Origin of the sequence: Rhodopseudomonas telluris (assembly GCF_042432815.1) — a bacterium.
GTDB classification, from domain to species: Bacteria; Pseudomonadota; Alphaproteobacteria; order Rhizobiales; family Xanthobacteraceae; genus Rhodopseudomonas; species Rhodopseudomonas telluris.
In genome coordinates this window covers 213,508-238,801 of record NZ_JBHLWM010000003.1, presented here as the reverse complement: position 1 = coordinate 238,801, position 25,294 = coordinate 213,508, and the positions used below count along the sequence as shown (strand labels likewise).

At 66.0% G+C, this 25,294-nt stretch carries 17 protein-coding genes; 5 read left to right on the top strand and 12 right to left on the bottom strand.

Features of this window, described 5'->3' with window-relative positions; translation table 11 throughout:
* Positions 1-119: 119 nt before the first annotated feature.
* Entirely contained in the window at positions 120-1,052 is a 933-nt protein-coding gene (locus tag ACFFJ6_RS07870; RefSeq protein ID WP_378386199.1) for a peptidylprolyl isomerase, read from the bottom strand.
* Positions 1,053-1,405: 353 nt separating this feature from the next.
* Between ACFFJ6_RS07870 and secA the strand changes: the two genes are divergently transcribed.
* Positions 1,406-4,246, top strand: a complete 2,841-nt coding sequence (gene secA, locus ACFFJ6_RS07865; protein ID WP_378386196.1) for a preprotein translocase subunit SecA — start codon at positions 1,406-1,408, stop codon at positions 4,244-4,246.
* Between the two features lie 99 nt (positions 4,247-4,345).
* On the opposite strand, the gene ACFFJ6_RS07860 is transcribed toward secA, so the two are convergent.
* The 3 genes from ACFFJ6_RS07860 to ACFFJ6_RS07850 form a co-directional block, all read right to left on the bottom strand.
* On the bottom strand, positions 4,346-5,110 hold the full coding sequence (locus ACFFJ6_RS07860) for a VOC family protein (protein ID WP_378386194.1): 765 nt from the start codon (positions 5,108-5,110) through the stop codon (positions 4,346-4,348).
* A 2-nt stretch (positions 5,111-5,112) separates the two neighbouring features.
* Complete coding sequence (locus tag ACFFJ6_RS07855) at positions 5,113-5,901, bottom strand: enoyl-CoA hydratase (RefSeq protein WP_378386192.1); 789 nt, start codon at positions 5,899-5,901, stop codon at positions 5,113-5,115.
* Between the two features lie 199 nt (positions 5,902-6,100).
* Positions 6,101-7,300, bottom strand: coding sequence for an ABC transporter substrate-binding protein (locus ACFFJ6_RS07850; protein ID WP_378386190.1), 1,200 nt, complete (start codon positions 7,298-7,300; stop codon positions 6,101-6,103).
* Between the two features lie 207 nt (positions 7,301-7,507).
* Here ACFFJ6_RS07850 and ACFFJ6_RS07845 point away from each other — a divergent pair, with 207 nt between their 5' ends.
* On the top strand, positions 7,508-8,293 hold the full coding sequence (locus tag ACFFJ6_RS07845; protein ID WP_378386188.1) for a thermonuclease family protein: 786 nt from the start codon (positions 7,508-7,510) through the stop codon (positions 8,291-8,293).
* Positions 8,294-8,313: 20 nt separating this feature from the next.
* Positions 8,314-9,810 carry a M48 family metalloprotease gene (locus ACFFJ6_RS07840; protein ID WP_378386186.1) on the top strand — a complete coding sequence of 499 codons (1,497 nt, stop codon included), beginning with the start codon at positions 8,314-8,316 and terminating at the stop codon, positions 9,808-9,810.
* Between the two features lie 244 nt (positions 9,811-10,054).
* Here the strand turns inward: ACFFJ6_RS07840 and ACFFJ6_RS07835 are convergent, their stop codons facing one another.
* From ACFFJ6_RS07835 to ACFFJ6_RS07815, 5 genes are all read right to left on the bottom strand, one after another.
* On the bottom strand, positions 10,055-10,864 hold the full coding sequence (locus ACFFJ6_RS07835) for a CarD family transcriptional regulator (RefSeq protein WP_378386184.1): 810 nt from the start codon (positions 10,862-10,864) through the stop codon (positions 10,055-10,057).
* Between the two features lie 516 nt (positions 10,865-11,380).
* Positions 11,381-11,719: a ferredoxin FdxA gene (gene fdxA / locus ACFFJ6_RS07830; protein ID WP_054163243.1), complete on the bottom strand. Its 339-nt coding sequence runs from the start codon at positions 11,717-11,719 to the stop codon at positions 11,381-11,383.
* Positions 11,720-11,794: 75 nt separating this feature from the next.
* Positions 11,795-12,064, bottom strand: coding sequence for an RNA-binding S4 domain-containing protein (locus ACFFJ6_RS07825; RefSeq protein ID WP_378386181.1), 270 nt, complete (start codon positions 12,062-12,064; stop codon positions 11,795-11,797).
* A 39-nt stretch (positions 12,065-12,103) separates the two neighbouring features.
* Positions 12,104-15,445 (bottom strand): helicase-related protein, encoded by a 3,342-nt coding sequence (locus ACFFJ6_RS07820; protein ID WP_378386179.1) that lies wholly within the window; start codon positions 15,443-15,445, stop codon positions 12,104-12,106.
* 313 nt (positions 15,446-15,758) lie between these two features.
* Positions 15,759-16,643, bottom strand: a complete 885-nt coding sequence (locus tag ACFFJ6_RS07815; protein ID WP_378386177.1) for a DUF3108 domain-containing protein — start codon at positions 16,641-16,643, stop codon at positions 15,759-15,761.
* Positions 16,644-16,949: 306 nt separating this feature from the next.
* Here ACFFJ6_RS07815 and rpmB point away from each other — a divergent pair, with 306 nt between their 5' ends.
* Positions 16,950-17,255, top strand: coding sequence for a 50S ribosomal protein L28 (gene rpmB / locus ACFFJ6_RS07810; protein ID WP_378386175.1), 306 nt, complete (start codon positions 16,950-16,952; stop codon positions 17,253-17,255).
* A 329-nt stretch (positions 17,256-17,584) separates the two neighbouring features.
* Positions 17,585-20,785: a PAS domain S-box protein gene (locus ACFFJ6_RS07805; RefSeq protein ID WP_378386173.1), complete on the top strand. Its 3,201-nt coding sequence runs from the start codon at positions 17,585-17,587 to the stop codon at positions 20,783-20,785.
* Positions 20,786-20,803: 18 nt separating this feature from the next.
* Here ACFFJ6_RS07805 and ACFFJ6_RS07800 read toward each other — a convergent pair whose 3' ends face one another.
* From ACFFJ6_RS07800 to cobS, 3 genes are all read right to left on the bottom strand, one after another.
* Positions 20,804-21,841: an esterase-like activity of phytase family protein gene (locus ACFFJ6_RS07800; RefSeq protein WP_378387030.1), complete on the bottom strand. Its 1,038-nt coding sequence runs from the start codon at positions 21,839-21,841 to the stop codon at positions 20,804-20,806.
* 125 nt (positions 21,842-21,966) lie between these two features.
* A complete protein-coding gene (gene cobT / locus ACFFJ6_RS07795; protein ID WP_378386171.1) occupies positions 21,967-23,865 on the bottom strand; it encodes a cobaltochelatase subunit CobT in 1,899 nt (632 codons plus the stop codon).
* Positions 23,866-24,023: 158 nt separating this feature from the next.
* The gene (gene cobS, locus ACFFJ6_RS07790) at positions 24,024-25,019 is read right to left on the bottom strand and encodes a cobaltochelatase subunit CobS (RefSeq protein WP_054160839.1); all 996 of its coding nucleotides are present in this window, start codon (positions 25,017-25,019) and stop codon (positions 24,024-24,026) included.
* Positions 25,020-25,294 lie beyond the last annotated feature (275 nt).

Here is a 25,294-nt window from a genome sequence, read left to right as displayed (position 1 = left end):
TCGCTTCGCTCCTCGCAATGACGGCGCTCCCGAAGGACCTTGCGCCAGCAGCGCCACCCAAACGACAACGGCCGGGGCAGAGCCCCGGCCGTGCAGCAGATCCAAAGTGTGTGTGACGCTTACTTCTTGGCGGGCGCCGGCGCCGGAGCCTTGGCGGCCGGGTCGGCGGGCTTGGCGGCATCCGCGGGCTTCGCAGCATCGGCGGCCGGCTTGTCGAGACGCTCGACCTTGGCGGCCTGACGCAACTGGGCGACGTAGTCGGACTGCGCCTTGCGGGTGACGTACTGCTCGATCTGCGGCTTGACCTGATCGAAGCTCGGCGGCTTGCGGTTGCGCTTTTCCTCGACCTTGATGATGTGCCAGCCGAACTGGCTCTTCACCGGGTCCGAGATCTTGCCCGGTTCGAGCGCGAAGGCCACCGCGGAGAACTCCGGCACCATCTGGTCCTTGGTGAAGAAGCCGAGGTCGCCGCCGTCGGAGGCGCCCGGATCCTTGGACTTCTTCTTCGCCAGCTCGGCGAAGTCGGCGCCCTTCTTCAGCTCCTCGGCGATCGCCTTGGCCTCGTCCTCGGTCTCGACCAGGATGTGGCGGGCATGAACTTCCTGCTCGCCGGAAATCTGCTTGGCGGCGTCGTCATAGACCTTCTTCATCGCCGCGTCGGTGGTGGCGGCCTTGCCCTCGACCGAGAGCAGATCGTCCATCAGCAGGCGGTTACGGGCGAAATCGAGCCGCTTCTTGAACTCGGCTGTGTCCTGGATCTTCTTGTCCTCGGCCGCTTTCGCGACGATCTTCATGTCGATCAGGAAGGACAGCACGTTCTCCTGCTTGGAGGCGGGGTCCATCTGGGCCAGGCTCGGCCCGAGTTCTTCCTCGGCGCGGGTGACGTCGCTCTGACGGATCTCAGCGCCGTTCACCTTGGCCAGCACCGGGTCGGCGTCCTGGGCTCGCGCCATCGGGCTCGCGAGCAGCGCGAAGGCGAGACAACCGGTCGCGGCCGCGCCAACGAGGCCGGTACGCAGGGCCGATAGGGCTGCGGATGACGCAGGGGTCATGGAAAATCCTTGTTCTGAAAGCCGGGGTGCCGGAGGCGGCGGGACAGTCACCCAATCACGGCGACTTGGCAACGTGAAAACTCTGTCAAAATGATGAAATCACGCGATAGGCGGCGCGTTGACAACCCCCCACCCCAGCCATATCTCTGCCGCCACTGGTAAGGGTATCAAGGTCGCGGACGGCCCCGGCCGCGCTGCCGGCCGTCGGATTGCTGGATGCCAATCATTTCGCGCCGCACCTGTATCCCGATAGGTCGTCGGCGTCACGATGAGTTGATAGTGGCTCGAGCGAACGGCACATCGGCTTCCACGGCAAGGGCCGTGAAGTCACACTGCAAGGACAGGAAGCTGGCATGATCGGCGCGTTAGCCCGCAAACTCTTCGGCTCGTCGAACGATCGCAGGATCAAGGCCTATCAGGCCCGCGTCGCGGCGATCAACGCACTGGAGCCGGAAGTGGCGGCCCTGTCGGACGAGGCGCTGCGCGCCCGGACCGACGAATTCCGGGCGCAACTCGCCGCCGGAAAGACGCTGGACGACCTTCTGGTCCCCGCCTTCGCCACGGTGCGCGAGGCCGCCAAGCGCACGCTCGGCCAGCGCCATTTCGACGTGCAGCTGATCGGCGGCATGGTGCTGCACGAGGGCGACATCGCCGAGATGAAGACCGGCGAAGGCAAGACGCTGGTCGCCACGCTGGCGGTCTACCTCAACGCGCTGCCCGGCAAGGGCGTCCATGTCGTCACCGTCAACGACTACCTCGCCACCCGCGACTCCGGCTGGATGGGGCAGATCTACGGCTTCCTCGGCATGACCACCGGCGTAATCGTGCACGGCCTCGACGACAGCCAGCGCCAGGCCGCCTATGCGTGCGACATCACCTACGGCACCAACAACGAATACGGCTTCGACTATCTGCGCGACAACATGAAGTACCGGCTGGAGGACATGGTCCAGCGCGGGCATCATTTCGCCATCGTCGACGAAGTCGACTCGATCCTGATCGACGAAGCCCGCACCCCGCTGATCATCTCCGGTCCGCTCGACGATCGCTCCGATTTCTACAACACCATCGACACCTTCATCCCGCGGCTCGACAAGTCGGACTACGATATCGACGAGAAGCAGCGCACCGTGACGCTGACCGAAGCCGGCATGGAGAAGATCGAGACGCTGTTGCGTGACGCCGGCCAATTGCGCGGCGAGTCGCTGTACGACGTCGAGAACGTCTCGGTGGTGCACCACGTCAACCAGGCGCTGCGCGCCCACACGCTGTTCCAGCGCGACAAGGACTACATCGTCCGCAACGACGAGGTGGTGATCATCGACGAATTCACCGGCCGCATGATGCAGGGCCGGCGCTATTCGGAAGGCCTGCACCAGGCGCTGGAAGCCAAGGAACACGTCACTGTCCAGCCGGAAAACCAGACGCTGGCGTCGATCACGTTCCAGAACTACTTCCGGATGTACGACAAGCTCGCCGGCATGACCGGCACCGCGGCCACCGAGGCCGACGAGTTCTTCGACATCTACAAGCTCGAAGTGGTCGAGATCCCGACCAACCTGCCGATCTCGCGTCTGGACGAAGACGACGAGGTGTACCGCACGCAAGGCGAGAAATACGCGGCGATCCTTGCCGAGGTCGAGCGCGCCAACAAGCGGATGCAGCCGGTTCTGGTCGGTACGGCCTCGATCGAGAAGTCCGAAGTGCTGGCCGACCTGCTGCTGAAGAACGGCTACAAGCAGATCGACTTCGGCGACCCCAAGGGGCTGGACAAGCTGTATGCGGCGGCCCGCGCCGGCAAGCCCGCCAAGCTGTTCGCGGTGCTGAACGCCCGCTTCCACGAGCAGGAAGCCTATATCGTGGCCGAAGCCGGCGTGCCGGGCGCCATCACCATCGCCACCAACATGGCCGGCCGCGGCACCGACATCAAACTCGGCGGCTCGCTGGAAATGCGCATCCCGCAGGAGACCGCGGGGATCACCGACGAGGCCGAGAAGGCGGCGAAGATCGAGCAGATCAAGGCCGACATCGAGCGCTTCCGCGACATCGTACTGAACGCCGAGGACGAGATCGAGATCGAGCCCGCCAAGGGCAACAAGCCGGCCAAGACCGCCAAGCGCCCCGGCGGTCTCTACATCATCGGCTCCGAGCGCCACGAAAGCCGCCGCATCGACAACCAGCTGCGCGGCCGCTCCGGGCGTCAGGGTGACCCTGGCCGCTCCAAATTCTTCCTGTCGCTGGAAGACGACCTGATGCGGATCTTCGGCTCGGGCAAGCTCGACACCATGCTGACCCGCCTCGGCCTCAAGGAAGGCGAGGCGATCATCCATCCGTGGATCAACAAGGCGCTGGAAAAGGCGCAGCAGAAGGTCGAGGCGCGCAACTTCGACATCCGCAAGAACCTGCTGAAGTTCGACGACGTCCAGAACGACCAGCGCAAGGTGATCTTCGATCAGCGCATCGAGCTGATGAAGGAAGACAGCGTCGTCGAGACCGTCACCGACATGCGCCACACCTTCGTCGAGGATCTGGTCGCCAAGCACGTGCCCGAGCACGCTTATGCGGAGCAGTGGGACGTCGCCGGCCTCAAGGAAGAGCTGCAGCGCGTCGTCGGCCTCGACATTCCGGTCGACGAATGGGCCAAGGAAGAAGGCATCGCCGACGAGGAGCTGATCTCGCGGCTGGAGAAGGTGTTCGACGAGCACATGGCGGCGAAGGTGGCCCAGTGGGGCCCCGACGTGATGCGCTACGCCGAAAAGAGCATCCTGCTGCAGACGCTGGATCATCTGTGGCGCGAGCACCTTGTTATGCTCGACCATCTGCGCCAGGTGATCGGCCTGCGTGGCTACGGCCAGCGCGATCCGCTGCAGGAGTACAAGTCGGAGGCCTTCAATCTCTTCCAGGAAATGAGCGCGCATCTGCGCGAGGCGGTGACGGCGCAGCTGATGCGCGTGGAGATCATCCCGCCGGAGCAGCCGCGCGAACTGCCGCCGATGGAGGCCCACAAGGCCAATCCGGACACCGGCGAGGACGAGATGGCGATGGCCAACGTGTCGCTGGCGCCGGCCCAGATCGTCGACAAGGCGGCTCGCGATCCGAACAAGCCCGACACCTGGGGCAAGGTTGGCCGCAACGAGGACTGCCCCTGCGGTTCCGGCAAGAAGTACAAGCACTGCCACGGCCGCTACGCGTAAGCGCCGGCGGGGCCTGCGTTCGGCAGTCCGATAATCGACTGATCTATCAATGCCCGGCCTTGCGCCGGGCATTGTCGTTTCGGAGGCCGGGACGGGCAGTTAGTTTGTCAGCCTGAACGCGACGCCCGCGATCGTGAAGCCGTCGCTGGTTGTCGCAACGCCCTGCGCCTGTGCTGCCTCGCGAACCTTGGCGGCGTCCGCGACCTTGAAGGTCAGCGCGGTCATCGCTTCGCTTGCGCCCGGGATGAACCGGAAGATCGCGTTCGGCAGGTGGAGTTCGGCGGCGCCGTCAGCACCCTGGCTCACCGGCAGGTCGAGAATCCGTCCCCAATGCGCGGCAAGATCGGCCGGGTTCGGGCTCTGCATATCGACCGCGGTCAGCGCCTGCGTCGTGTCGGTCCTGATCGCCTTGGCCCAGTCGGGGCCCGCGGGCGGGTAGGGGCCGCGGATGTTGTCGCTGCCTTCGGTATGGTTGAGCTCAATGAAGGCGGCGCGGCAGTCGCGGGGATGCAGCTGCACGCCGTGATACGGCGCGTGGTCGATGACGTTGGCGGTGCGGACGCCGAGGCTGGCGGCGTGGCGGCCGCGGGCGTCCGGATCATCGCAGCAGAAGATCGCCATGTAGCCGCCGCGGCCGCCGGTCTTCTCCAGGAAGCGGCCGGCCGCGGTGCCGGGCTCAGTCGGTGCGACGATTTCCAAGAGCGTAGTGTCGACCGGCATCAGCACGTTTTCCAGGCCGTATTTGCCGACATGCGGATCGCGGTAGCAGATGTTCAGCCCCATGATGGCGGCGAGCTGCGACGCGGCGGGCTCGAGCGGCTCGGTGACGAGGCAGATCTGGCGCAGGCGGAGAAACGGCGCCATCGTCAGCGGCCTTGGAACGAGGGCGCGCGCTTCTCGACGAAGGCGGCGGCGGCTTCCTTGTGATCCGCGGTCTCGGCGCAGCGCGAGTGATGCAGCGCCTCGGCGTCGAAACAGGCCTCGAGCGACAGGCTCTCGGCGTTGTTGATGTTGGTCTTGATGTAGCCGAGCGTCACGCTCGGACCTTGCGCCAGCGACAGCGCGAGCTCGCGCGTTGCCTGCTCGACTTCCGCGTCCGGTACCACTTTGGTGACGATGCCGAGCGCCTGCGCCTCCTGGGCGGTCAGCACCGGCGAGGTCAGATACAGCTCGCGCGCCTTGGCGGCGCCGATCAGATGCGTCAGGAAGTAGGTGCCGCCGAAATCGCCCGACAGGCCGACCTTGGCGAACGCCGTGGTGATCTTGGCGGAGCTACCGGCGACGCGCAGATCGCAGGACAGCGCCATCGACAGACCGGCGCCAGCCGCAGCGCCGTCGATCTGCGCCACCACCGGCTTGGGCATCTGGTGCAGGATACGCGACACTTCCATGCCGCGGCGCAGATTGGCGACCTTCTGTTCGAGCGGCGGCGGGCTGCCGGCCGCCGCCATCGACTTGACGTCGCCGCCGACGCAGAACGTGCCGCCGGCGCCCTTCAGCAGCACCGCGCGCACCTCCGGATCGTCCTTGGCGCGGTGCGCCGCTTCGACCAGCCCTCGGATCATGCCCTGATTGAGCGCATTGCGGCGCTCGGGACGGTTCATCGTGATGGTGAGCAGGCCGCGGTCGAGATGCTGCAGGACGATGTCGGACATTAGCGTTTCCCTGTTGTTGTTGTTCTTGTGGTCATCGAACCGAGCCGACCACCGCGCCCTCAAGGTGAGGAGGCGCGCAGCGCCGTCTCACCTTGAGCGTTTCCGTCATTGCGAGCGAAGCGAAGCAATCCAGAGCTCAGTGCACCGAACTGGATTGCTTCGTCGCTTCGCTCCTCGCAATGACGGATGCTGTCGTGTGTTACTTCTTCACCAGCGGACAGCGCGACTGCTCGAGCGGCTGAAACGCCTGCTCGCCCGGCACGGTGGCGAGCAGCTTGTAGTCGTCCCAGCGGCCCTTGGATTCGGACGGCTTCTTGACCTCGAACAGGTACATGTCGTGCACCATGCGGCCGTCCTCGCGGATGCGGCCGTTCTTGGCGAAGAAGTCGTTGATCGGGGTGTCCTTCATCTTCTTCATCACGGCAGCCGGGTCGGTGGTGCCCGCGGCCTTCACGGCATTCAGATAGTGGGTGACTTCCGAATACAGGCCCGCCTGGGCCGAGGTCGGCACGCGCTTGGTGCGCTCCATAAAGCGCTTGGTGAAGGCGCGGGTCTCGTCGTTGAGATCCCAGTAGAATGCTTCGGTCAGGATCAGGCCCTGCGCGGTCTCCAGCCCGACGCTGTCGATGTCGGAGATGAAGGCCAGCAGCGGCGACACCTTCTGGCCGCCCTTGGTGATGCCGAATTCGGCCGCCTGCTTGATGGCGTTGATGGTGTCGCCGCCCGCATTGGCGAGGCCGATCACCTTGGCCTTGGAGCTCTGTGCCTGCAGCAGGAAGGACGAGAAGTCCGAGGTGTTGAGCGGATGCTTCACGCTGCCCAGCACCTTGCCGCCCGACGCCTTGATGACGTTGGTGGTATCGCGTTCGAGGTCCTGGCCGAACGCGTAGTCGGCCGACAGGAAGAACCAGGTGTCGAGGCCCTGCTTCACCGCGGCGAGGCCCGTGGTGTTGGCCTGCGCGTAGGTATCGAACACGTAGTGCACGGTGTAGGGCCCGCATGCCTCGTTGGAGAGGCGGATCGAGCCGGGCCCCGAGAACATGATGATCTTGTTGCGGGCCTTGGCGATCTCGGCGGCGGCCAGCGCGGTGGCCGACGCGGCGACGTCGATGATTGCCTCGACGCCCTGATTGTCGAGCATGTCGCGCGCGATATTGGCGGAGAGGTCCGCCTTGTTCTGATGATCGGCCGCGATGATCTCGATCTTGCGGCCGAGCACGCTGCCGCCGAAATCCTCCACCGCCATCTTGGCGGCGGTCTCGCTGCCGGGGCCGGTGATATCGGCATACAGACCGGACATGTCGAGAATTGCGCCGAGCTTCAGCGGCGGCTGAGACTGCGCCTGCGCGGCCGTCATCACAGCAAACGACAGACATGCGACAAGAGTTGTCCGGATCATTCTCAAAGCGTCCTCCCCTGACCGGCGCCGGCTTCATTCGCGGCGCTTCTGGTCGTGGTGCGATCATGCCGTATCGGTTGCTGAGCGGCAAGCGAGCCGGTTTTCCGGCCGATGGAATGACTTGCTCGCAGCCGATCCGCTTAGTAATCGAACGGCGTGCGGACGATGATCGATGAGCGGGTGTCGGCGCGGCGGTGAGTGCAGGCGATGATCGCGACGACCTCTGCGGCTCGCGCACGATGCGTGGCGACGATCGTCGCGGCGCTCTTGATGGCCGGCTGTGATGCGCAAGCCGCCTGTGCGGATCTGCCAGCACAAGGCGAAGGTACCGTCGCCGCGGTCGCGGATGCGCGCACGCTGCGCTTCGACGACGGTCGCGAGATCCGGCTCGCCGGCGTCGAAGTCGACGCGGCTGATCGTGGCGAGGCGGTCGCCGCGCTGTCTGCGCGGGCGCGCGGCCAGCACGTCACGCTGCGCGGCGCCGATGATGCGCCGGACCGCTACGGCCGCCAGCCTGCTTTCGTGTTCGTCGATGGCGAGGCGGTGTCCTTGCAGGTGGCGCTGCTCGCCGCCGGGCACGTTCTGGTCGGGCTCGGGATTCCGCAACCCGACTGCCGCGCCGAGTTGCTCGCCGCCGAAGCATCGGCCCGCGATTCGAAGCGCGGCCTCTGGAGTTCGGGCGCGGCCCTCAAAAACGCCGAAAATGTGGAAGATGTTCTGTCGCGGGTCGGGCGCTTCAGCGTCATCGAAGGCAGGATATTGTCGGTTCGGGAGGCCGGCGGGACGATTTTTTTGAACTTCGGCCGGCGCTGGACTCGGGACTTTGCGGTGACTATTTCAAGGCGCATATTGGGACCGTTCGAGGCCGCGGGCATTGCGCCCAAGTCCTTGGAGAACAAACGAATCCGCGTTCGCGGTTGGGTCGAGCGACGCTCCGGCCCGCAGATCGCGGTTCGTGACGTGGGACAGATTGAGGTGCCGGGCGCGCGCTAGCGTCCGCAGAGAGCCATTACGTGATCGCATCCGAGGGACGGCGCAGCATCTGGAGGAGCCGCCGCTGGCTGGTGTTGCCGCTGCTCGGCGTGCTGACGCTCGCGGGATGCGGCGATTTTCGCCGTTTCGAGACGGCCTCGATCCCGTCCAGCACGCCGGCCGCCAAGCCCGTCCTTCGGCCTGCCGCGCAGTCGCCGGCTGCCGAACGCGAGCACGAGCGCATCCTTGCGACCTATGGGGGCGCTTACGACGATCCCAAGCTGGAAGCGCTGATCACCAGCACGGTCGATCGCCTGGTCGCGGCGTCGGACCGGCCCGATCTCACCTACAAGGTGACGATCCTCAATTCCGGCGCCGTGAATGCCTTCGCGCTGCCGACCGGGCAGCTTTACGTCACCCGCGGGCTGGTCGCGCTGGCCAGCGATACGTCGGAATTGTCCTCGGTGCTGTCGCACGAAATGGCGCATGTGCTCGCCAAGCACGCGGCGATTCGCGAAGACCAGGCGCGCCAGGCCGCGCTCGTCACCCGCGTCGTTACCGACATGGGCAATGATCCGGAGATGACCGCGCTGGCGCTGGCCAAGACCAAGCTGTCGATGGCGAGCTTCTCGCGGCAGCAGGAGCTGGAGGCCGACGGCATCGGCGTCGGCATCTCGGCGCGCGCCCAGTTCGATCCTTACGGTGCGTCGCGCTTCCTCACCGCGATGGAGCGCAACGCCGCGCTGAAGGCCGGCCGCGGCGGCGATGGGCGGTCGCAGGACTTCCTGGCCTCGCACCCGGCCACGCCGGAGCGGGTGCGCAATGCGCAGAACAACGCCCGGCAATACGCCTCGGCCGAGCAGACCGCGAAGGGCGAGCGCGACCGCGAGACCTATCTCAACGCGATCGACAACATCGTCTACGGCGAGGACCCGAGCGAAGGCTTCGTGCGTGGCCGCCGCTTCCTGCACCCCAAGCTCGGCTTCACCTTCCAGGTCCCGGAGAGCTACACGCTCGATAACACCGCGCAGGCGGTGATCGGGGTGCGCGAGGGCGGCAGTCAGGCGATGCGGTTCGACGTCGTCCGCGTCCCTGCGGAGCAATCGCTCGGCGACTACCTGAATTCCGGCTGGATGGAGAATGTCGATCGCAGCTCGACCGAGGAGCTGAGCATCAACGGCTTCCCCGCGGCATCCGTCTCGGCGCGGGGCGATCAGTGGCAGTTCAAGGTCTACGCGCTGCGGTTCGGCAGCGACGTCTATCGCTTCATTTTCGCGACCCGGCAGAAGTCGGCCGAGAGCGATCGCAATTCGCGCGATACGGTGAATTCGTTTCGCCGCCTGACGCTCGACGAAATCCAGGCAGCGCGGCCGCTGCGGATCAAGGTGATCACCGTGCAGCCGGGCGACACCGTCGAGTCGTTGTCGCATCGCATGGCCGGCGTCGACCGCCCGCTGGAGCGCTTCCGCGTGCTGAACGGCCTCGAAGCCAACGCCACGGTGAAGCCGCGCGATCTGGTGAAGATCGTGGTCGACTGAGCGATCGATGCCGCCGCCAGCTCAGCCGAGCGGCAACCCCGGTTCGGCGATGGCGATGGTCGATATGCCTGTGCGATCTGTTCGGGACCGCCTTTCGGCGGCCACAGCCTGGCGGATCACGGGCAAGCAGCCTGACGGGCGGCGCGCTCGGCTTGCTATCAGGATCGACAACAAAAAAAGGCCCGGCGTTCCGCCGGGCCTTCAATTCTTACGTAGCTTTGATTCTCAGACCTGATCGCGTGCCTTACGCGGCTTCGTCGGTCACGGTGTCGTCGCTGTCACCGTCGAGATCGCCATCCGTATCGGTGTCGCTCTCGGCATCCGCATCGGCCTTGGCGCCGCGACGGGGGCTCTTGGCGAGCTGACCTTCGACTTCCTTGACGGCTTCGGTCTCGGTGACCTGCTGGACCACCGCGATTTCGCGCGACAGCCGGTCGAGCGCCGCTTCATAGAGCTGGCGTTCGCTGTAGGACTGCTCGGGCTGCGATTCCGAGCGGTACAGGTCGCGCACGACTTCGGCGATCGCAACGATGTCGCCGGAGTTGATCTTCGCTTCGTATTCCTGGGCGCGGCGTGACCACATCGTCCGCTTGACGCGGGCACGGCCCTTCAGCGTCTCCAGCGCCTTCTTGACCAGCGCCGGGTCCGACAGCTTGCGCATGCCCACATTGGCGACCTTGGCGGTCGGCACGCGCAGCGTCATCTTGTCCTTGATGAAGTTGATGACGAACAGCTCGAGCTTGGCGCCCGCGATTTCCTGCTCCTCGATCGCCAGGATCTGGCCGACGCCGTGCGCCGGATAGACCACGAACTCGTTGGCCTTGAAGCCCTGACGCTGGGTCACCGCCTTCTTCGGCTCCTCGGCCTTGGGGGCGGGCGCGGGCTTCGCAGCCACCGGCTTCACCTCCGGCTTAGCGGCAGCCTTCGGCGCGGCAGCGGCGGGCGCGACCGGAGCCGAGACGGGCGCCTTGGCGGCAGGCTTGACGGCAGGTTTCGCGGAAGCGGCCTTGGAGACGGTCGCCGCAGCGGCGGGTTTCGCGGTCTTGGATGGCATTTCACTTCTTTTGTTTTTCGAGGACTTGAGGGCCGTCGCCTTGGAGGCCGAAGCCTTCGCGGCGGAACCCTTAGCGGTTGTCGGCTTGGCGGTGCTCGCCTTGGGAGCGGTCACCTTGGCCTTGGGCGCCTTGGATGCAGAGGACCGTGTCGGGGTCGATTTGGCGGTCCGGGTGTCCTTGGCTGAAGTCCGGGATCGGTTGGTGGTTGCGCTGCGGCTGCCAGCGTGCTTGGCACCCTTCGAGGAAGCACTCATTTTACGCGTTTTCTGTGACACAGCCTGCGCGTGGAACCGCCACGCCCCTGTTCGTTGTTCTTGACGGGATCCCTTCCCGGCCGCAAAAATGGCATGCCGAGTTTCTAGAATGTGCCAAATATAGCACATTTCCCGCAAAAATCAATGATTTATGACGAATCGGCCCGGTTCCTCGCGGGGACCAGGTCGATTCATCATCAACAGGGTTAAGCCGGGTTGAGAAATCACGCCCCGGCGGGCGTGCCGGTCGCGTGCTCCGGCTTAGTCGCCGGTGCCCGGCTCCTTCGAGAAGAACTTGTCGAACTTGCCGTCCATGCCGTCGAACTGCTTGGCCTCGTCCGGCGCGTCCTTCTTCTGGGTCAGGTTCGGCCAGGTCTTGGCGTATTCGGAGTTCAGCTCGAGCCACTTCTCGAGCCCCGGCTCGGTGTCGGGCTTGATGGCGTCGGCCGGGCATTCCGGTTCGCACACGCCGCAGTCGATGCATTCGTCCGGATGGATGACCAGCATGTTCTCGCCCTCGTAGAAGCAATCGACGGGGCAGACTTCGACGCAATCGGTGTATTTGCACTTGATGCAGTTTTCAGTGACGACGTAAGTCATCCGAAGGCTCCGGAACGGTTCTAATTTTGAGTGTTTGCGTACCGCAGGTGTCCCACAGCCGCAAGATGAAGATGCCTATTCCCGTGGCACTTCGAGATCGGCATAAAGTCCAGTAACGGAGGCCGCGTCGCCGCGGCGCTCCGCAAATCCAATCACTTTCAGCACCCGGACGCCACGATCCAGCGCAATCGTCAGCACGTCGCCGGCTTTGACGCCGTGGCCCGGCGATGTCTCGCGCGCGCCGTTGATCCGGACATGGCCGCTTTCCACCAGCGCGGCCGCCGTGCTGCGGGCCCTGACGACCCGCGCATGCCACAGCCATTTGTCGAGACGCTGCCGCTCCACGCACCACCCTGGATCAGCCGCGCGGTTGCGCGGCGAGGCTCACTCCTTGCGGCCGGCGGACAGCTGCTCCTTGAGCGCCGCGAGCTTGGCGAACGGCGAATTCGGATCGATCGGCCGGTCGCGTTCGCGCGGCGGCGCGCTGGAATGCACCTGCCGGTGCGATCCGCCGCCCTGATTGTCGCGACCGCCCTTGCCGCCCTGGAATTTGTTCGGGAATTTGTCGCGGCCCTTGAAGCCCTCGCGCGGCGGACGGCCTTCGCCCTGGGCGTCGCGTCGCGTCGCGCCGCCGTCGCCTTCGCGACGATCGCGGCGGAAGTCTCCCTTGCCGCGGCGTCCGCCCTGATCCGGGCGGTCCTGCCGCGCGCCAGCTTCGCCTTCGGCGGCCGCCTGGCCGCCCTGGCCATGCTGCGGGCGATTGTTGGTGTGGCGCTTGTTACGGTCGTGGCGCGGCCGATGCTCGTCGGACCGTCCGCCGGGACGCCACACCTCGACCAGATCCGGCTGCGGCTTGGCGGCGGCATCCGCCGTGGCAGCTTCTGCCGCAGGGGCGGCCTCAGCAGTCCCGGCTTCGGCAGCACTAGCTTCGGCCGTCGGAGCGTCCGCATCGGTCGCTTCCGCCTTAGACTCTTGAGACGCAGCATCTTCAGGCGCAGCAGCAGCTTCGGCTGGCGCCGCTTCCGCCGCGGATTCGCTGGATTCGGCGGCCGGCGTGTCCTGCGCGGCGGCGGTCGTTTCGGCCGGCGCATCGGCCGGCTCGCTCGGAGCGGCGGCCTCCCGCGCGTCCACCGTCGTGGACGGCTCGAACGCAATCGCGCCGGCCAGGATGGCATGATCTTCGGCCGAGAATGTCGTCTCGGCGGCGGGCGCAACGGTCGCCTCGGCTTGCGCCGGCTGCGGCGCGGCAGCCTGCGGCAGCGGCGGCCGCTTCTCCATGCGATAGCCCAGCGCGCGGAGGATCGAGGCGAAGTCCTCGCCGGCCGATCCGGTCAGCGACGTCATCGCCTGGGTCACCACGAAGCTGCGGCCATCGAAGGCGCCAGCCGGCTTCTCGCCCGGCATGCCCTCGCGCCACGCCAGCGCGGGACGGATCAGATCGGCGAGCCGCTCGAGAATATCGACGCGGACCGCGCGTTCGCCGCACAGCCGGTAGCCCAGCGTGCGATAGGCGTCGCGGTCCAGCGCCTTGTCGACTGGAAACGAGGTCCGGCCGCTGCTCGCCAGATGTTGCGCGCCCGACAGCGCCGACATGTCGACATTGTCGAGCTTCTGCGCCCACAGCAGCGACGCCAGCGCGCGCGCCGCCGGCTTCAGCAGCGACGGAATGTAGATGTGATAAGCGCCGAACCGCACGCCGTATTTGCGCAGCGTCGCGCGCGACGGCTGGTCGAGATCCTTCATCTCCGTGGCGATCTTGCTGCGCTCGATCACGCCCAGCGACTCGATCAGCTGGAAGGCGATGCCGCGGCCGATGCCGGTGATGTCCTCGGCTTTGCCGAGTTCGAACAGCGGCCCGAGAATCTTTTCGATATGCGTCTTGAGCCAGAGGTCGAGCCGCGCCTGCACGGCTTCGCGCGGCGCACCCGCCAGACGATCATCCGCGATGATACGCAGCCGCGGCCGGAGCACGTCGTCGGAGCCGACCAGCCGCGCCACCGCGTCGCCGGTCCAGCGCACGATACCTTCCGACGTCAGGACGAATTGTTCGTCGGGAGCGGCCGCAAGCTTCTCGGCGCGGGCGTCGATTTCGCCGGCCAGGGCCTTCTGCGCGGTCGCCTGCAGCGCCTTCGCATCCGACCCGGCCTCGGCCGCGTCCGGCGCGAAGGTGAAGCCGTCGAGACGACCAATCACATGTCCCTCGACGATGACTTCGCCGGTCTTACCAATTTCCGTATTCAACATCGTGTTTTCCCGCAGGCGGCGCATCAATACACTGGTCCGACGATCTACGAAACGTTCCGTGAGGCGTTCGTGCAGCGCATCTGACAATTTATTTTCAATGTCGCGCGAAATGCCTTGCCAGTGGTCAGGATCAGCCAGCCAGTCGGCCCGGTTGGCGACGAAAGTCCATGTCCGGATCTGAGCGATCCGTGCCGAAAGCGTGTCGATGCCGCCGTCGATCCGGTCGGCCTGCTCGACCTGAGCGGCAAACCAGCTGTCCGGAATCCGGCCTTTCTGCATCAGAAACCGATACAGCGTCGTCACCAGTTCGGCGTGGGCCGCCGGCGCGATCTTGCGATAGTCCGGGACCTGGCAAACGTCCCATAGCCGCTCGACGGCTGCGGCGCCATGCGCCATGTCGCGCACATCGCCGTCCCGGGCGGCGTGGTCGAGCACCCGCAGGTCCTCGGCGACCGGCGCGCGGGTCAGCGCGTCGTGGCGTGGCGACTCCGCCAGCGAGACCTGCAGCGCGCCGACCGAGCCGAAATTAAGCTGCGAATTGCGCCATTGCAGCATCTTCACCGGCTCGAACGTGTGGTTCTGCAGGGCGTTGACGAGCTCGGGCTCGAATGGCGCGCAGCGCCCGGTGGTGCCGAAGGTGCCGTCTCGGGTGGCGCGGCCGGCGCGGCCGGCGATCTGACTGAATTCGGCCGGGGTCAGCCGGCGGAATTGGTAGCCGTCGAATTTGCGGTCGGACGCGAAGGCGACGTGATCGACGTCGAGGTTGAGACCCATCCCAATCGCGTCGGTGGCGACCAGATAATCGACGTCGCCGGACTGAAACATCGCGACCTGGGCGTTGCGGGTGCGCGGCGACAGCGAGCCGAGCACTACCGCGGCGCCGCCGTGCTGGCGCTTGATCAGCTCGGCGATGGCGTACACTTCGTCGGCCGAGAACGCCACGATCGCGGTCCGGCGCGGCTGCCGCGTCAGCTTGCGGTCGCCGGCGAATTCGAGCTGCGACAGCCGCGGTCTGGTGACGATGCTGACGCCCGGCAGCAGCCGCTCGATGATCGGCCGCATCGTCGCGGCGCCGAGCAGCAGCGTTTCGTCGCGGCCGCGCCGGCGCAGGATGCGATCGGTGAAGACGTGGCCGCGCTCGAGGTCGGCGGCGATCTGGATCTCGTCGACGGCCAGAAACGACACGTCGAGATCGCGCGGCATGGCCTCGACGGTCGACACCCAGTAGCGCGCCTTGGGCGGCTTGATCTTCTCTTCGCCGGTGACCAGCGCGACCGCATCCGGGCCAACCCGCTCGACGATCTTGTTGTAGACCTCGCGCGCCAGCAGACGGAGCGGCAAACCGATCAGCCCGGACGAATGCGCCACCATGCGCTCGATCGCCAGATGGGTCTTGCCGGTGTTGGTCGGGCCCAGCACCGCCGTGACGCCGGCGCCGGGCGCCCGGTCATTGGTAAACGGCGCGGAAAACGAAAGAGGCATTTTGGCTGTATTTCTGCGTGGCTGCGGTCAAAGATGTGTCACATTGCGACGCCGCAGCGCACGCGGGTTAAGCTGTGGAACGAGTCCCGAACGAAACGCGGCCGAATCGGTGACTCGATGGATTCGATGCGCCCCCAATCGCAACATCTTGCGTCGCCTAAGATCTTCCTCACCAGATCAGGGACGGGGGCGAAGATCAACGCTCGAAAATGCGCCTTATTCCGCTCGGCCATGCGTTCGACGATTCCCCGGCGAGTCAACTGGATTCGACTCGGACTGCGGGAGGCGTTCGGGCGCTCGTCGGGCAGGGGTGTTATTGAGCCCGCGAGGCCGATTTCGGCGGCGTGGCGGTGGTGATGAACTGGGTCGCCTGCAGCACGGCATTGCCGACCGGCGTCGGGATCTTCAGCCGGAACGGCGCCAGCACCCGCGTGCCTGCGATCGGCGCCAGCCAGACTTCCATGGTGCGCAGCCCGGTCAGATATTTGATCGCTGCGCGGTCCGGAATGTAGCCGGACACCGGTGTGAAATAGATGCCGCAGACCAGCGCCGGCCCCTGATAGCCCTTCTCGGCCCTCACCATCTCGGTGCGCTTGTACTCGAGGCGAAGATCGTAGCGCATCCGGCCGTCGAAGATCGGCGTCGACACCCGGCAGGCATCGGGCGACATCGGATCGCCGACGCCGGACACCCGCAGGAACGAGGCGGTCATCGGATCGAGCACGCCGCGGCGATGCGCGTCGGTTACCGGGATGCGGTCGGCATCCGCCGGCGGTTCGGGCTCGATCGAGGAGTCCTTGATGTTGCCGTTGGCCAGCGTGATCCGGATCGTCTCGGTCTTCTTGGCGCTGGTGGTGGACGCCATGTAGTTCATCGGCACGAACTGGCCGCCGACGATGCGCCCCTGTGCCTCGCCGCTGCCGTGGCCGCTGGAGAATGCCTGCATCACGCCCGACGTGGCGCCGCTGGCGGCGGCCGCATACTGGTCGTCGGCGATTTCGATCACCCAGGCGCCCTTGCCGACTTCGATGCCGGCCAGCGAGGCCTCATAGCGGGCGTCGAGCTTGCCCTGAGCGGCCGCCGGGGCAGACAATCCGACCGACGCTGAAGCCACCGCGATAAACCCGGCGAGGGCGACCTGCAGCCGCGGCGAAGCGCTGGTCTGTCGGCGGAAGCAATTGCGGGCGGAAATGTTCACTCAGGTCGTCCTGCCTGGCGGCCGTGGCACGCCGTTCAACCGACCCCAAAAACCACGATCGGTGCAATCCATCGTTTCGGAATCGAATGCGTCGTTTATATGATGGTAGATCGTTGATCCGGCGCGGCAAATCAATGCATGCCGATGGCGGCGGGGTCCCGCTGCCGGTCAAAATACCGCGGCGGCGGCGGCTGCAGCTTGACGCTGGACGCGAGCCCGCCTATAGGTCCCCGGCTCCTGAAATGGACGTCGATAGAACCCCCGCGCCTGCCAGTGGGCCGGCGGGGATGACAAAGGATTTTCGCCATGTCCCGGCGCTGCGAACTGACCGCCAAGGGTGCCCAGACCGGCCACAAGGTCAGCCACTCGAACATCAAGACCAAGCGGCGCTTTCTGCCCAATCTGGTCAACGTCACTTTCCTGTCCGACGCGCTCGGCCGCCCGGTGCGGCTGCGGGTGTCGACCAATGCGCTGAAGAGCGTCGACCACCGCGGTGGTCTGGACGCCTTCCTGCTCAAGGCCACCGACGCCGAGCTGTCGCCGAAGGCCGTGGAGCTGAAGCGCGCGATCGCCAAGAAGAAGGCCGCTGCGCCGGTCGCGGCTGCGAGCTGATCCGCTTTTAGCGGCGATCTGCTATCGGCGATCCTGAGTTTGGACGGCCGGGTTGAAAAACCCGGCCTTTTCGTTTGCGCGCTGATCAGCCTTTTGGAGCTGCGGCTGTGTCCGGATGCCGGACCGCAGGGCCGCGGCGCCGGCACGGTCCGTTAATGACATCCACCCGTCATTGGTCGAATCCCGTAGTATACCGAGGTGACGGGTTCGGGCGACACACGCACAAGCTGTCAAGATTGTCCGCTCGTCGGATTGGATAGAGCCCCACCGTCCTGGCTGAGCCTGGAGATGGGACGACGGCGGTGCAGCCGCGTCGCAGAGGCCGCGCGATGAAGCTTTCGACACGCCTGATCCTGGCGATGGTGGCGCTGGTCATCGTGACCACAGCGGTTCTCGGCTTCCTCAATTATCGTGGCATCGTCCAACTGCTCATTCCGCGCACGGTCGCGCGTCTGCAGACCCACGCCCAGCTCAATGCGCTGCTGATGGACGCGCAGCTGCGCGGCACGCTGGCGGACGCCAAGAGCGCGCAAGCCTCGTCGGCGTTGCAGGATCTGCTCGCGAGGCGTCCCGAAGCGGGCGGCCCGAACGCCCAGAGCTGGCGCCAGCGGATCGAGGATCGTTTCGCCTCGGAGCTGGCCGCCAAGCCGAATTGCGCAATCCTTCGGATTATCGGTGTACAGGATGGCGGGCTCGAGCTGGTCCGGGTCGATCGCCTGGGGCCCAACGGCGCGATCCGGGTGGTGCCGCCCGCGGAGCTGACGAGGCGGGGCGACAGGGCGTACTTCAAGGAAGGGATGGCTCTGCGGCGGGGAGAGGTGGCGATCTCCCAGGTCGAGCTGAACAGGAACCTGACGGGCATCGAGGTTCCCTACACGCCGACGGTGCGGACGATGGCGCCGATCGACGCCGCCGATGGCACGCGGCTCGGGCTGCTGGTCATCAATACCAACCTCAACGCGCTGTTCGACCGGGTGCGCAACAGCGTTGATTCCGGCGACACCGTCTATGTGATCAACGAGGCCGGCGACTATCTGGTGCATCCGGATCGATCGCAGGAATTCGGCTTTGATCTGGGCCAGCGCCACCGCATCCAGGACGATTTCCCGACGTTTGCCGAATTGCTCAACGACAAGGAGGCGACTCCGTCGGTGATCGAGAGTGCCGAGGGCCGCTCCTTCGGCCTCGGAATCGGATGGGTGCGACTGGCCGATGGTCCGTTGATCGGCGTCGTGGAGATGCGCGACTACGCGTCGTTGGGATCCGTGCAGGCGGCGGTCCGTAATTCGACCCTGGCGGGCGGCGCGGTCGCCATCCTGGTGGCGATGCTGATCGCGGTGCCGCTGGCGCGTTCGCTCACCCGGCCTCTGGTCCGGATCACGCACTCGGTGCAGGCCTTCGCCCGCGGCGAGAAGTTCGAGCTCGCGCCCGGCGGCGGATACGAGATCAAGCTGCTGGCCGATGCGTTCGAGCAAATGACCAGCGAGTCGAAACGACGCGCCATCGCCTTTACGGAGGAGGTGGAAGAACGCAGTCGTCTCGCAGGCGTGCTGCAGAACACCATCGACAACATGGTGGACCCGGTGCTGGTGGCCGACGCGCGCGGCATCGTGATCCTCACCAATCCGGCGGCGCGCGAGATGTTCGGCACGCTGTCGGGGGTCGGGCTGAATAACACCACCCGCTCGTTCGACCGCTTCTATCCGGACGGAAGGCCGCTGCTGCCGGCGCAATCGCCGCTGCTGCGCGCTTATCAAGGCGAGCAGATCGTCAATTTCGAATTCGTCGTGCAGCCGATCGGCTCCAGTCGCAGATACTATCTGATCGCGAATGGCCGACCGCTGATCAGCGAGAGCGGAGACATCCAGGGTGCCGTGATGGTGTATCACGACATCACCCAGAAGACGAAAGCCGAGGAGGCGTTGCGCCGCAGCGAGCAGATGGCGCGCGCGATCGTCGACACCGCTCTCGACGCCTTCGTTCAGGTCGACGCGCTCGCGACGATCACCGAATGGAGCCCGCATGCCGAGCTGATGTTCGGTTGGAAGCGCACCGAGGCGATCGGCCGCAACGTCTTCCAGCTGATCATCCCGCCCGATCAGCTCGAACAGCGGACCGAGGAATTCACGCAGTTCGCCACGACGCTCGGCCGCGAGAACGCCGGCTTCCGCGTCGAGATCGAAGCGATCCGGCACGACGGCACGCCGATCCCGATCGAAGTGGCGATGACGGCGCTGTATCGCGACGGCAGCTTCGTCATCAACGCGTTCCTGCGCGATCTCACCGAGAAGATCGCGTTCGAGGAGCAGCTGCGGCAGTCGCAGAAGATGGAGTCGATCGGCCAGCTCACCGGCGGCATCGCGCACGACTTCAACAACATGCTGACGGTGATCACCGGAACGATCGACATCATCAGCGACGGCGTCGCCGACCAGCCACATCTTGCTGCCATCGCCAGGCTGATCAGCGAGGCGGCCGATCGCGGCGCCGAGCTGACGCGTCTGTTGCTCGCCTTCGCCCGCAAGCAGCCGCTGCGACCGGACGAGACCGACGTCAACGGCCTGGTGGCGGGGCTGCAGAGCCTGCTGCGGCCGACCCTCGGCGAACAGATCGAAGTCGAGACCGTGCTGGCGAGCGACGTCTGGCCGATCTATGTCGATCGCGGCCAGCTCGAATCCGCACTGGTCAATCTGGCGGTCAATGCCCGCGACGCGATGCCGAACGGCGGCAAGCTGACGCTCGAAACCTGCAACATCATCGTCGACCAGGAGTTTGCCAAGCGGCTCGGCAATGTCGACGTCGGCGCCTATGTGATGATCGCCATCACCGATTCCGGCTGCGGCATCCCCGAGGCGATCCGCGGCAAGGTGTTCGATCCGTTCTTCACCACCAAGGAAGTCGGCAAGGGCACCGGGCTCGGACTCAGCATGGTGTACGGCTTCATCAAGCAGTCCGGCGGACATATCACGTTGTACAGCGAGGAAGGCCTGGGCACGACGTTCCGGCTGTATCTGCCGCGCGCCACCGCGGAGGCCGAACGCGAAACGCCGGCGGCATCCGAAGGCGGTGCGATCGGCGGCACCGAGACCATCCTGGTGGTCGAGGACGACGCCATGGTGCGCAGCTACGTCAACGCGCAGCTCAAGAGCCTCGGCTACACCGCACTGTCGGTCGGCAACGCCACCGCGGCGCTGTCGATCTGTGACAGCGATGCCAAGTTCGATCTGCTGTTTACCGACGTGGTGATGCCGGGGCCGTATAACGGCGTTCAGCTTGCCGCCGAGATGACCAAGCGCCGGCCGGGCCTGAGAGTGCTGTTCACCTCCGGCTATTCGGAGAACGCGCTGATTCACAACGACCGGATTGATACCGGCATCCTGCTGTTGTCGAAGCCGTACCGGCGGATCGATCTGGCGCGGATGATCCGGCTCGCGCTGACGTCGACACCAGAGACCGAGGCAGGCCAAAAGGCGGCGGGAGCGGACGAGCTGGACAGCGAGCGCGGCAGTCCGGCGCGGGCGATGTTCTGATCGCGGAGAGCCGCGGACTCAGTCCTCGATCAGCGTGAACTGCAGCAGCAGCGTTCGCTGCAGCATCGAGAAGTTATCGTCCGACACCAGCGTCAGCACCGTCTCGCCGGACGCGTCACGGTGCACATCGATGCCTTCCATGTTGTCGATCTCCTGGCCGAGATCGGCGTTGAACAGCGCCGGGCCGTCGACGACGGTTCCCGGCACGAGCGATGCGAGCGGAATCCGCCGGATGCGGATATGCACGCCGGCCAGCCAGGAGAATTTGCGCTCCAGGATCAACAGATCGCCGGGCGGCAGCAGCGCGGCGTCGCTGATATCGAAATCCTCGGTGCGGCGGATCGCAAAGGCGCCGGGCGTCTTGCCGCCGATCAGGAAGCCGACGATGTTGCGGTCGGCGTCGAGGCCGCGCTCCGATATCGCGATCAGCGTGCCGGCGAGCGGCAGGCCCTTCGGCACGGCGACCAGCGACTCGATTCCCTTGTTGTTCGGCAGCTTGCGCAGTCCCGGCGGCACGATGATCGGCTGGCCTCGTGCCCGGACGCCGTCGTGCCCGAAATCGAGCTTCACGATCTGGTTGATGCGCTCATACCCGACGTAAGCGGTGCTGCCGTCGAACGTGAGGGATTCGCTGTCGTACCATTTGCGCTTGGTCAGCGGCTGGCCGTCGGCGCCGAGGATCGGTGCCGCTTCGACATCGGCGAGGCCGCTCATTGCCGCGCCGTCGTACACGATCCGCCCGGTGAACCACGTGCCGCGGTCGCTGATGGCGACGAAGCGTTCGCCTTTCGGATCGAGCCTCAGCGCCGACAGCCCGCCGAAGCCACGAAACGACGAGGTGAGAACAAGCCCGCTGCGAAACTGCAGTGCGCCGAAGCGGCGGACGGCGCGGTCCCGCAGATCGAACGAGTCGATCGGCCGCGCCCGCACCTGAATGCGTTCGGCCGCAGGCACCGCATGGGCGTCGAGTTCATCCTTGAGGGACTGCGCCAGGGCGGGACGCTGGGAGAAAAACGGCGCCGCCGCCAAACCGCCGAGCGCGAAACTTCCAGCGATAAATCCCCGGCGTGTCGTCCCCCCTCCCCCTTGCTGGGGAGGGAGCGCGCCGAGCGCGGGGTCGGTGCATCGCTCCCCCACATCAGCCGGCGGAGCAATCGCGTCGCTCATCTGCTTTCAGCGGCTCACGAATGCAGCCGGCGGCGCGGCTTGCCGGGGCCGGGCGGAGGGACCGCGGTTTCGCTGAACAGCTCGGCGAGCTTCTCGGTAATCGCGCCGCCGAGTTCTTCGGCGTCGACGATGGTCACGGCGCGGCGATAGTAACGCGTCACGTCGTGGCCGATGCCGATGGCGATCAGCTCGACCGGCGACCGCGTTTCGATCTCCTCGATGATGTGGCGCAGATGCCGCTCGAGGTAGTTGCCGGGATTGACCGACAGCGTCGAGTCGTCGACCGGCGCACCGTCCGAGATCATCATCAGGATCTTGCGCTGCTCGGGACGACCGAGCAGGCGCTTGTGCGCCCAGTCCAGCGCCTCGCCGTCGATGTTCTCCTTGAGCAGCCCCTCGCGCATCATCAGTCCGAGATTCTTGCGTGCACGCCGCCACGGCGCGTCGGCGGACTTGTAGATGATGTGGCGCAGGTCGTTGAGCCGGCCCGGATTGTTTGGCTTGCCGGCCGCGAGCCACGCCTCGCGCGACTGCCCGCCCTTCCAGGCGCGCGTCGTGAAGCCGAGGATCTCGACCTTGACGCCGCATCGCTCCAGCGTCCGTGCCAGAATGTCCGCGCAGGTCGCCGCCACGGTGATCGGGCGGCCGCGCATCGAGCCGGAATTGTCGAGCAGCAGCGTCACCACGGTGTCGCGGAAGGTCGCTTCCTTCTCGTTCATGAACGACAGCGGATGGAACGGGTCGGTGACCACGCGCGACAGCCGCGCCGGATCGAGAATGCCTTCCTCGAGGTCGAAGTCCCAGGCGCGGTTCTGCTGCGCCATCAGGCGGCGCTGCAGCCGGTTGGCGAGGCGGGCGACGATGCCCTGCAGATGCGCGAGCTGCTTGTCCAAATAGCTGCGCAGCCGCTCCAGCTCGTCGTGGTCGCAGAGGTCCTCGGCGGCGACGACTTCGTCGAATTTCGGCGCGTAGGCGTGATACTCCGGCCCGCGCGGCTCGTTGGCGCCGCGGTTGTTGGGCCGCGTCGCCTCGCCGGGCGTGTCGTCCTCGCCCATCTCGGAATCGTCGAAGGTGTCCGACGCCGAGGCCTGCGCGCTTTCCATCGCGCTGTCGCTCATCTCGTCGGTCGAGGTCTCGGCCTGCTCGGCGGTCATTTCCTGCGCGGCTTCGCCCTGCGGCTCGCCCTCGGCGCCGGACTGATCGTTCTCGCCTTCCTGCTTGTCGTCCTGGTTCTCCTCCTCGTCCGACTCGGTGTCGCGCTCGTCGCCGAGCTCGAGCACGTCGAGCAGATCGTGGATGGCATCGCCGAACTTCGCCTGGTCCTCGGCGAAACGCTCGAGCTGATCGAGCCGCGGCCCGATCTTGTCTTCCAGCACCGGCCGCCACAGATCGACCAGCTTCTTCGCCGCGGCGGGCGGCGCGAGGCCGGTGAGCCGCTCGCGCACCAGCATCGCCAGCGCGTCCGACAGCGGCGCGTCGGCGCGGTCGGTGATCTCGTCGAATTTGCCGCGGTGGAAGTGATCGTCGAGCATCGCGGTGAGATTCTTGGCGACGCCGGCCATCCGCCGCGATCCCAGCGCCTCGACGCGGGCCTGCTCGACCGCCTCGAACACGCCGCGTGCCTGCGGATTGCCGGGCATCAGCTTGCGATGAACCTTGGGATCGTGACAGGCGAGCTTGAGCGCGATCGAGTCGGCATGGCCGCGCACGATCGCGGCGTCGCGCTTGCTCATCTTGCGCGCCGGCTCCGGCAGCCGCGCCTTGCCGGGCGCGAGGCCCGGGCGCTCGGCCGCGAAGGTGACTTCCAGCTCCGGGGCTTTGGCGATCGCCCGAAGGCACGACGTCACCGCTCGCTTGAACGGTTCGGTCGGCGCTTCCTTCGATCCGGTGCGGAGTTTGGTGTTGGTCGTCATCGCAAGCTTAAACCTCGTTTCCTTCTCCCCTTGTGGGAGAAGGTGGCGCGGACATAGTCCGTGCCGGATGAGGGGGCCTTTTTCAGTGAGGGGCATGCCCCTCACCCGCCTTCGCTGCGCGAAGGCACCCTCTCCCACGAGGGGAGAGGGTCACGAGCTCAGCTCATCGCCACGTTGACCGAGCTTTCCGGCAGCTCGGCATTGAAGCAGCGCTGATAGAATTCGGCCACCAGCGGGCGCTCCAGCTCGTCGCATTTGTTGAGGAAGGTGACGCGGAACGCGAAGCCGATATCGCCGAAGATCTCGGCGTTCTCCGACCAGGTGATCACCGTGCGCGGGCTCATCACGGTCGACAGATCGCCGTTGGCGAAGGCGTTGCGCGTCAGGTCGGCGAGGCGGACCATCTTGTTGACGATGTCGCGGCCCTCGGCATTGCGATAGTGCTTGGCCTTGGCCAGCACGATCTCGACTTCCTCGTCGTGCGGCAGGTAGTTCAGCGTCGTGACGATCGACCAGCGGTCCATCTGGCCCTGGTTGATCTGCTGCGTGCCGTGATACAGGCCCGAGGTGTCGCCGAGGCCGATGGTGTTGGCGGTCGCGAACAGCCGGAACGCCGGGTGCGGCTTGATCACCTTGTTCTGATCGAGCAGCGTCAGCCGGCCGGAGACTTCCAGCACGCGCTGGATCACGAACATCACGTCGGGGCGACCGGCGTCGTATTCGTCGAACACCAGCGCGACGTTGTGCTGCAGAGCCCAGGGCAGAATGCCGTCACGGAATTCGGTGACCTGCTTGCCGTCGCGGACCACGATCGAGTCCTTGCCGACGAGGTCGATACGGCTGATGTGGCTGTCGAGATTGACGCGGACGCAGGGCCAGTTCAGGCGGGCGGCGACCTGCTCGATATGGGTCGACTTTCCGGTGCCGTGGAAGCCGGTGACCATGACGCGGCGATTGCGGGCGAAGCCGGCCAGAATGGCGAGCGTGGTGGCGCGATCGAAGCGGTAATCCGGATCGGCGTCCGGCACATGCGGGTCGACTTCGGAGAAAGCCGGAACTTCAAGGTCGCTGTCGATGCCGAAGACCTGGCGAACCGACACCTTCATGTCTGGCAGGCCGGTGGTCTCCTGAGCTGTGGTCGTGGCGGCGGTCATCAATCCTCCGTGGTCCCGGACGCGCCCGAAACCCGATCTCTGGTGGTGGATGCGGTTGAGTGCGGATTCAAACCTAGCAGAGAGCCGCGAAAGGCAGAAGCCCGCTGCATGATCAAAGTTCCGTCGATCTATCATTGAGATAGGCGGTAGCGTGGGATTTTGAAAGGCTGCCTTGCGAAACCGGGTGAGCGGATCGCCGGTTTGGCTGCGGGTGTCGAACGCTTGCAAACTTTCCTAAGGTGCAGTCGCATAGACTGCCCGTCCCATTCGCCATC

Excerpts from the sequence above, each read along its gene's own strand:
- cobT (WP_378386171.1), bottom strand. The coding sequence starts at position 23,865 with ATGACGACCAACACCAAACTCCGCACCGGATCGAAGGAAGCGCCGACC.
- ACFFJ6_RS07835 (WP_378386184.1), bottom strand. The coding sequence starts at position 10,864 with ATGCCATCCAAGACCGCGAAACCCGCCGCTGCGGCGACCGTCTCCAAG.
- secA (WP_378386196.1), top strand. The coding sequence starts at position 1,406 with ATGATCGGCGCGTTAGCCCGCAAACTCTTCGGCTCGTCGAACGATCGC.
- ACFFJ6_RS07855 (WP_378386192.1), bottom strand. The coding sequence starts at position 5,901 with ATGTCCGACATCGTCCTGCAGCATCTCGACCGCGGCCTGCTCACCATC.
- ACFFJ6_RS07860 (WP_378386194.1), bottom strand. The coding sequence starts at position 5,110 with ATGGCGCCGTTTCTCCGCCTGCGCCAGATCTGCCTCGTCACCGAGCCG.
- ACFFJ6_RS07850 (WP_378386190.1), bottom strand. The coding sequence starts at position 7,300 with ATGATCCGGACAACTCTTGTCGCATGTCTGTCGTTTGCTGTGATGACG.
- rpmB (WP_378386175.1), top strand. The coding sequence starts at position 16,950 with ATGTCCCGGCGCTGCGAACTGACCGCCAAGGGTGCCCAGACCGGCCAC.
- ACFFJ6_RS07870 (WP_378386199.1), bottom strand. The coding sequence starts at position 1,052 with ATGACCCCTGCGTCATCCGCAGCCCTATCGGCCCTGCGTACCGGCCTC.
- cobS (WP_054160839.1), bottom strand. The coding sequence starts at position 25,019 with ATGACCGCCGCCACGACCACAGCTCAGGAGACCACCGGCCTGCCAGAC.
- ACFFJ6_RS07820 (WP_378386179.1), bottom strand. The coding sequence starts at position 15,445 with ATGCCTCTTTCGTTTTCCGCGCCGTTTACCAATGACCGGGCGCCCGGC.
- ACFFJ6_RS07805 (WP_378386173.1), top strand. The coding sequence starts at position 17,585 with ATGAAGCTTTCGACACGCCTGATCCTGGCGATGGTGGCGCTGGTCATC.
- fdxA (WP_054163243.1), bottom strand. The coding sequence starts at position 11,719 with ATGACTTACGTCGTCACTGAAAACTGCATCAAGTGCAAATACACCGAT.
- ACFFJ6_RS07845 (WP_378386188.1), top strand. The coding sequence starts at position 7,508 with ATGATCGCGACGACCTCTGCGGCTCGCGCACGATGCGTGGCGACGATC.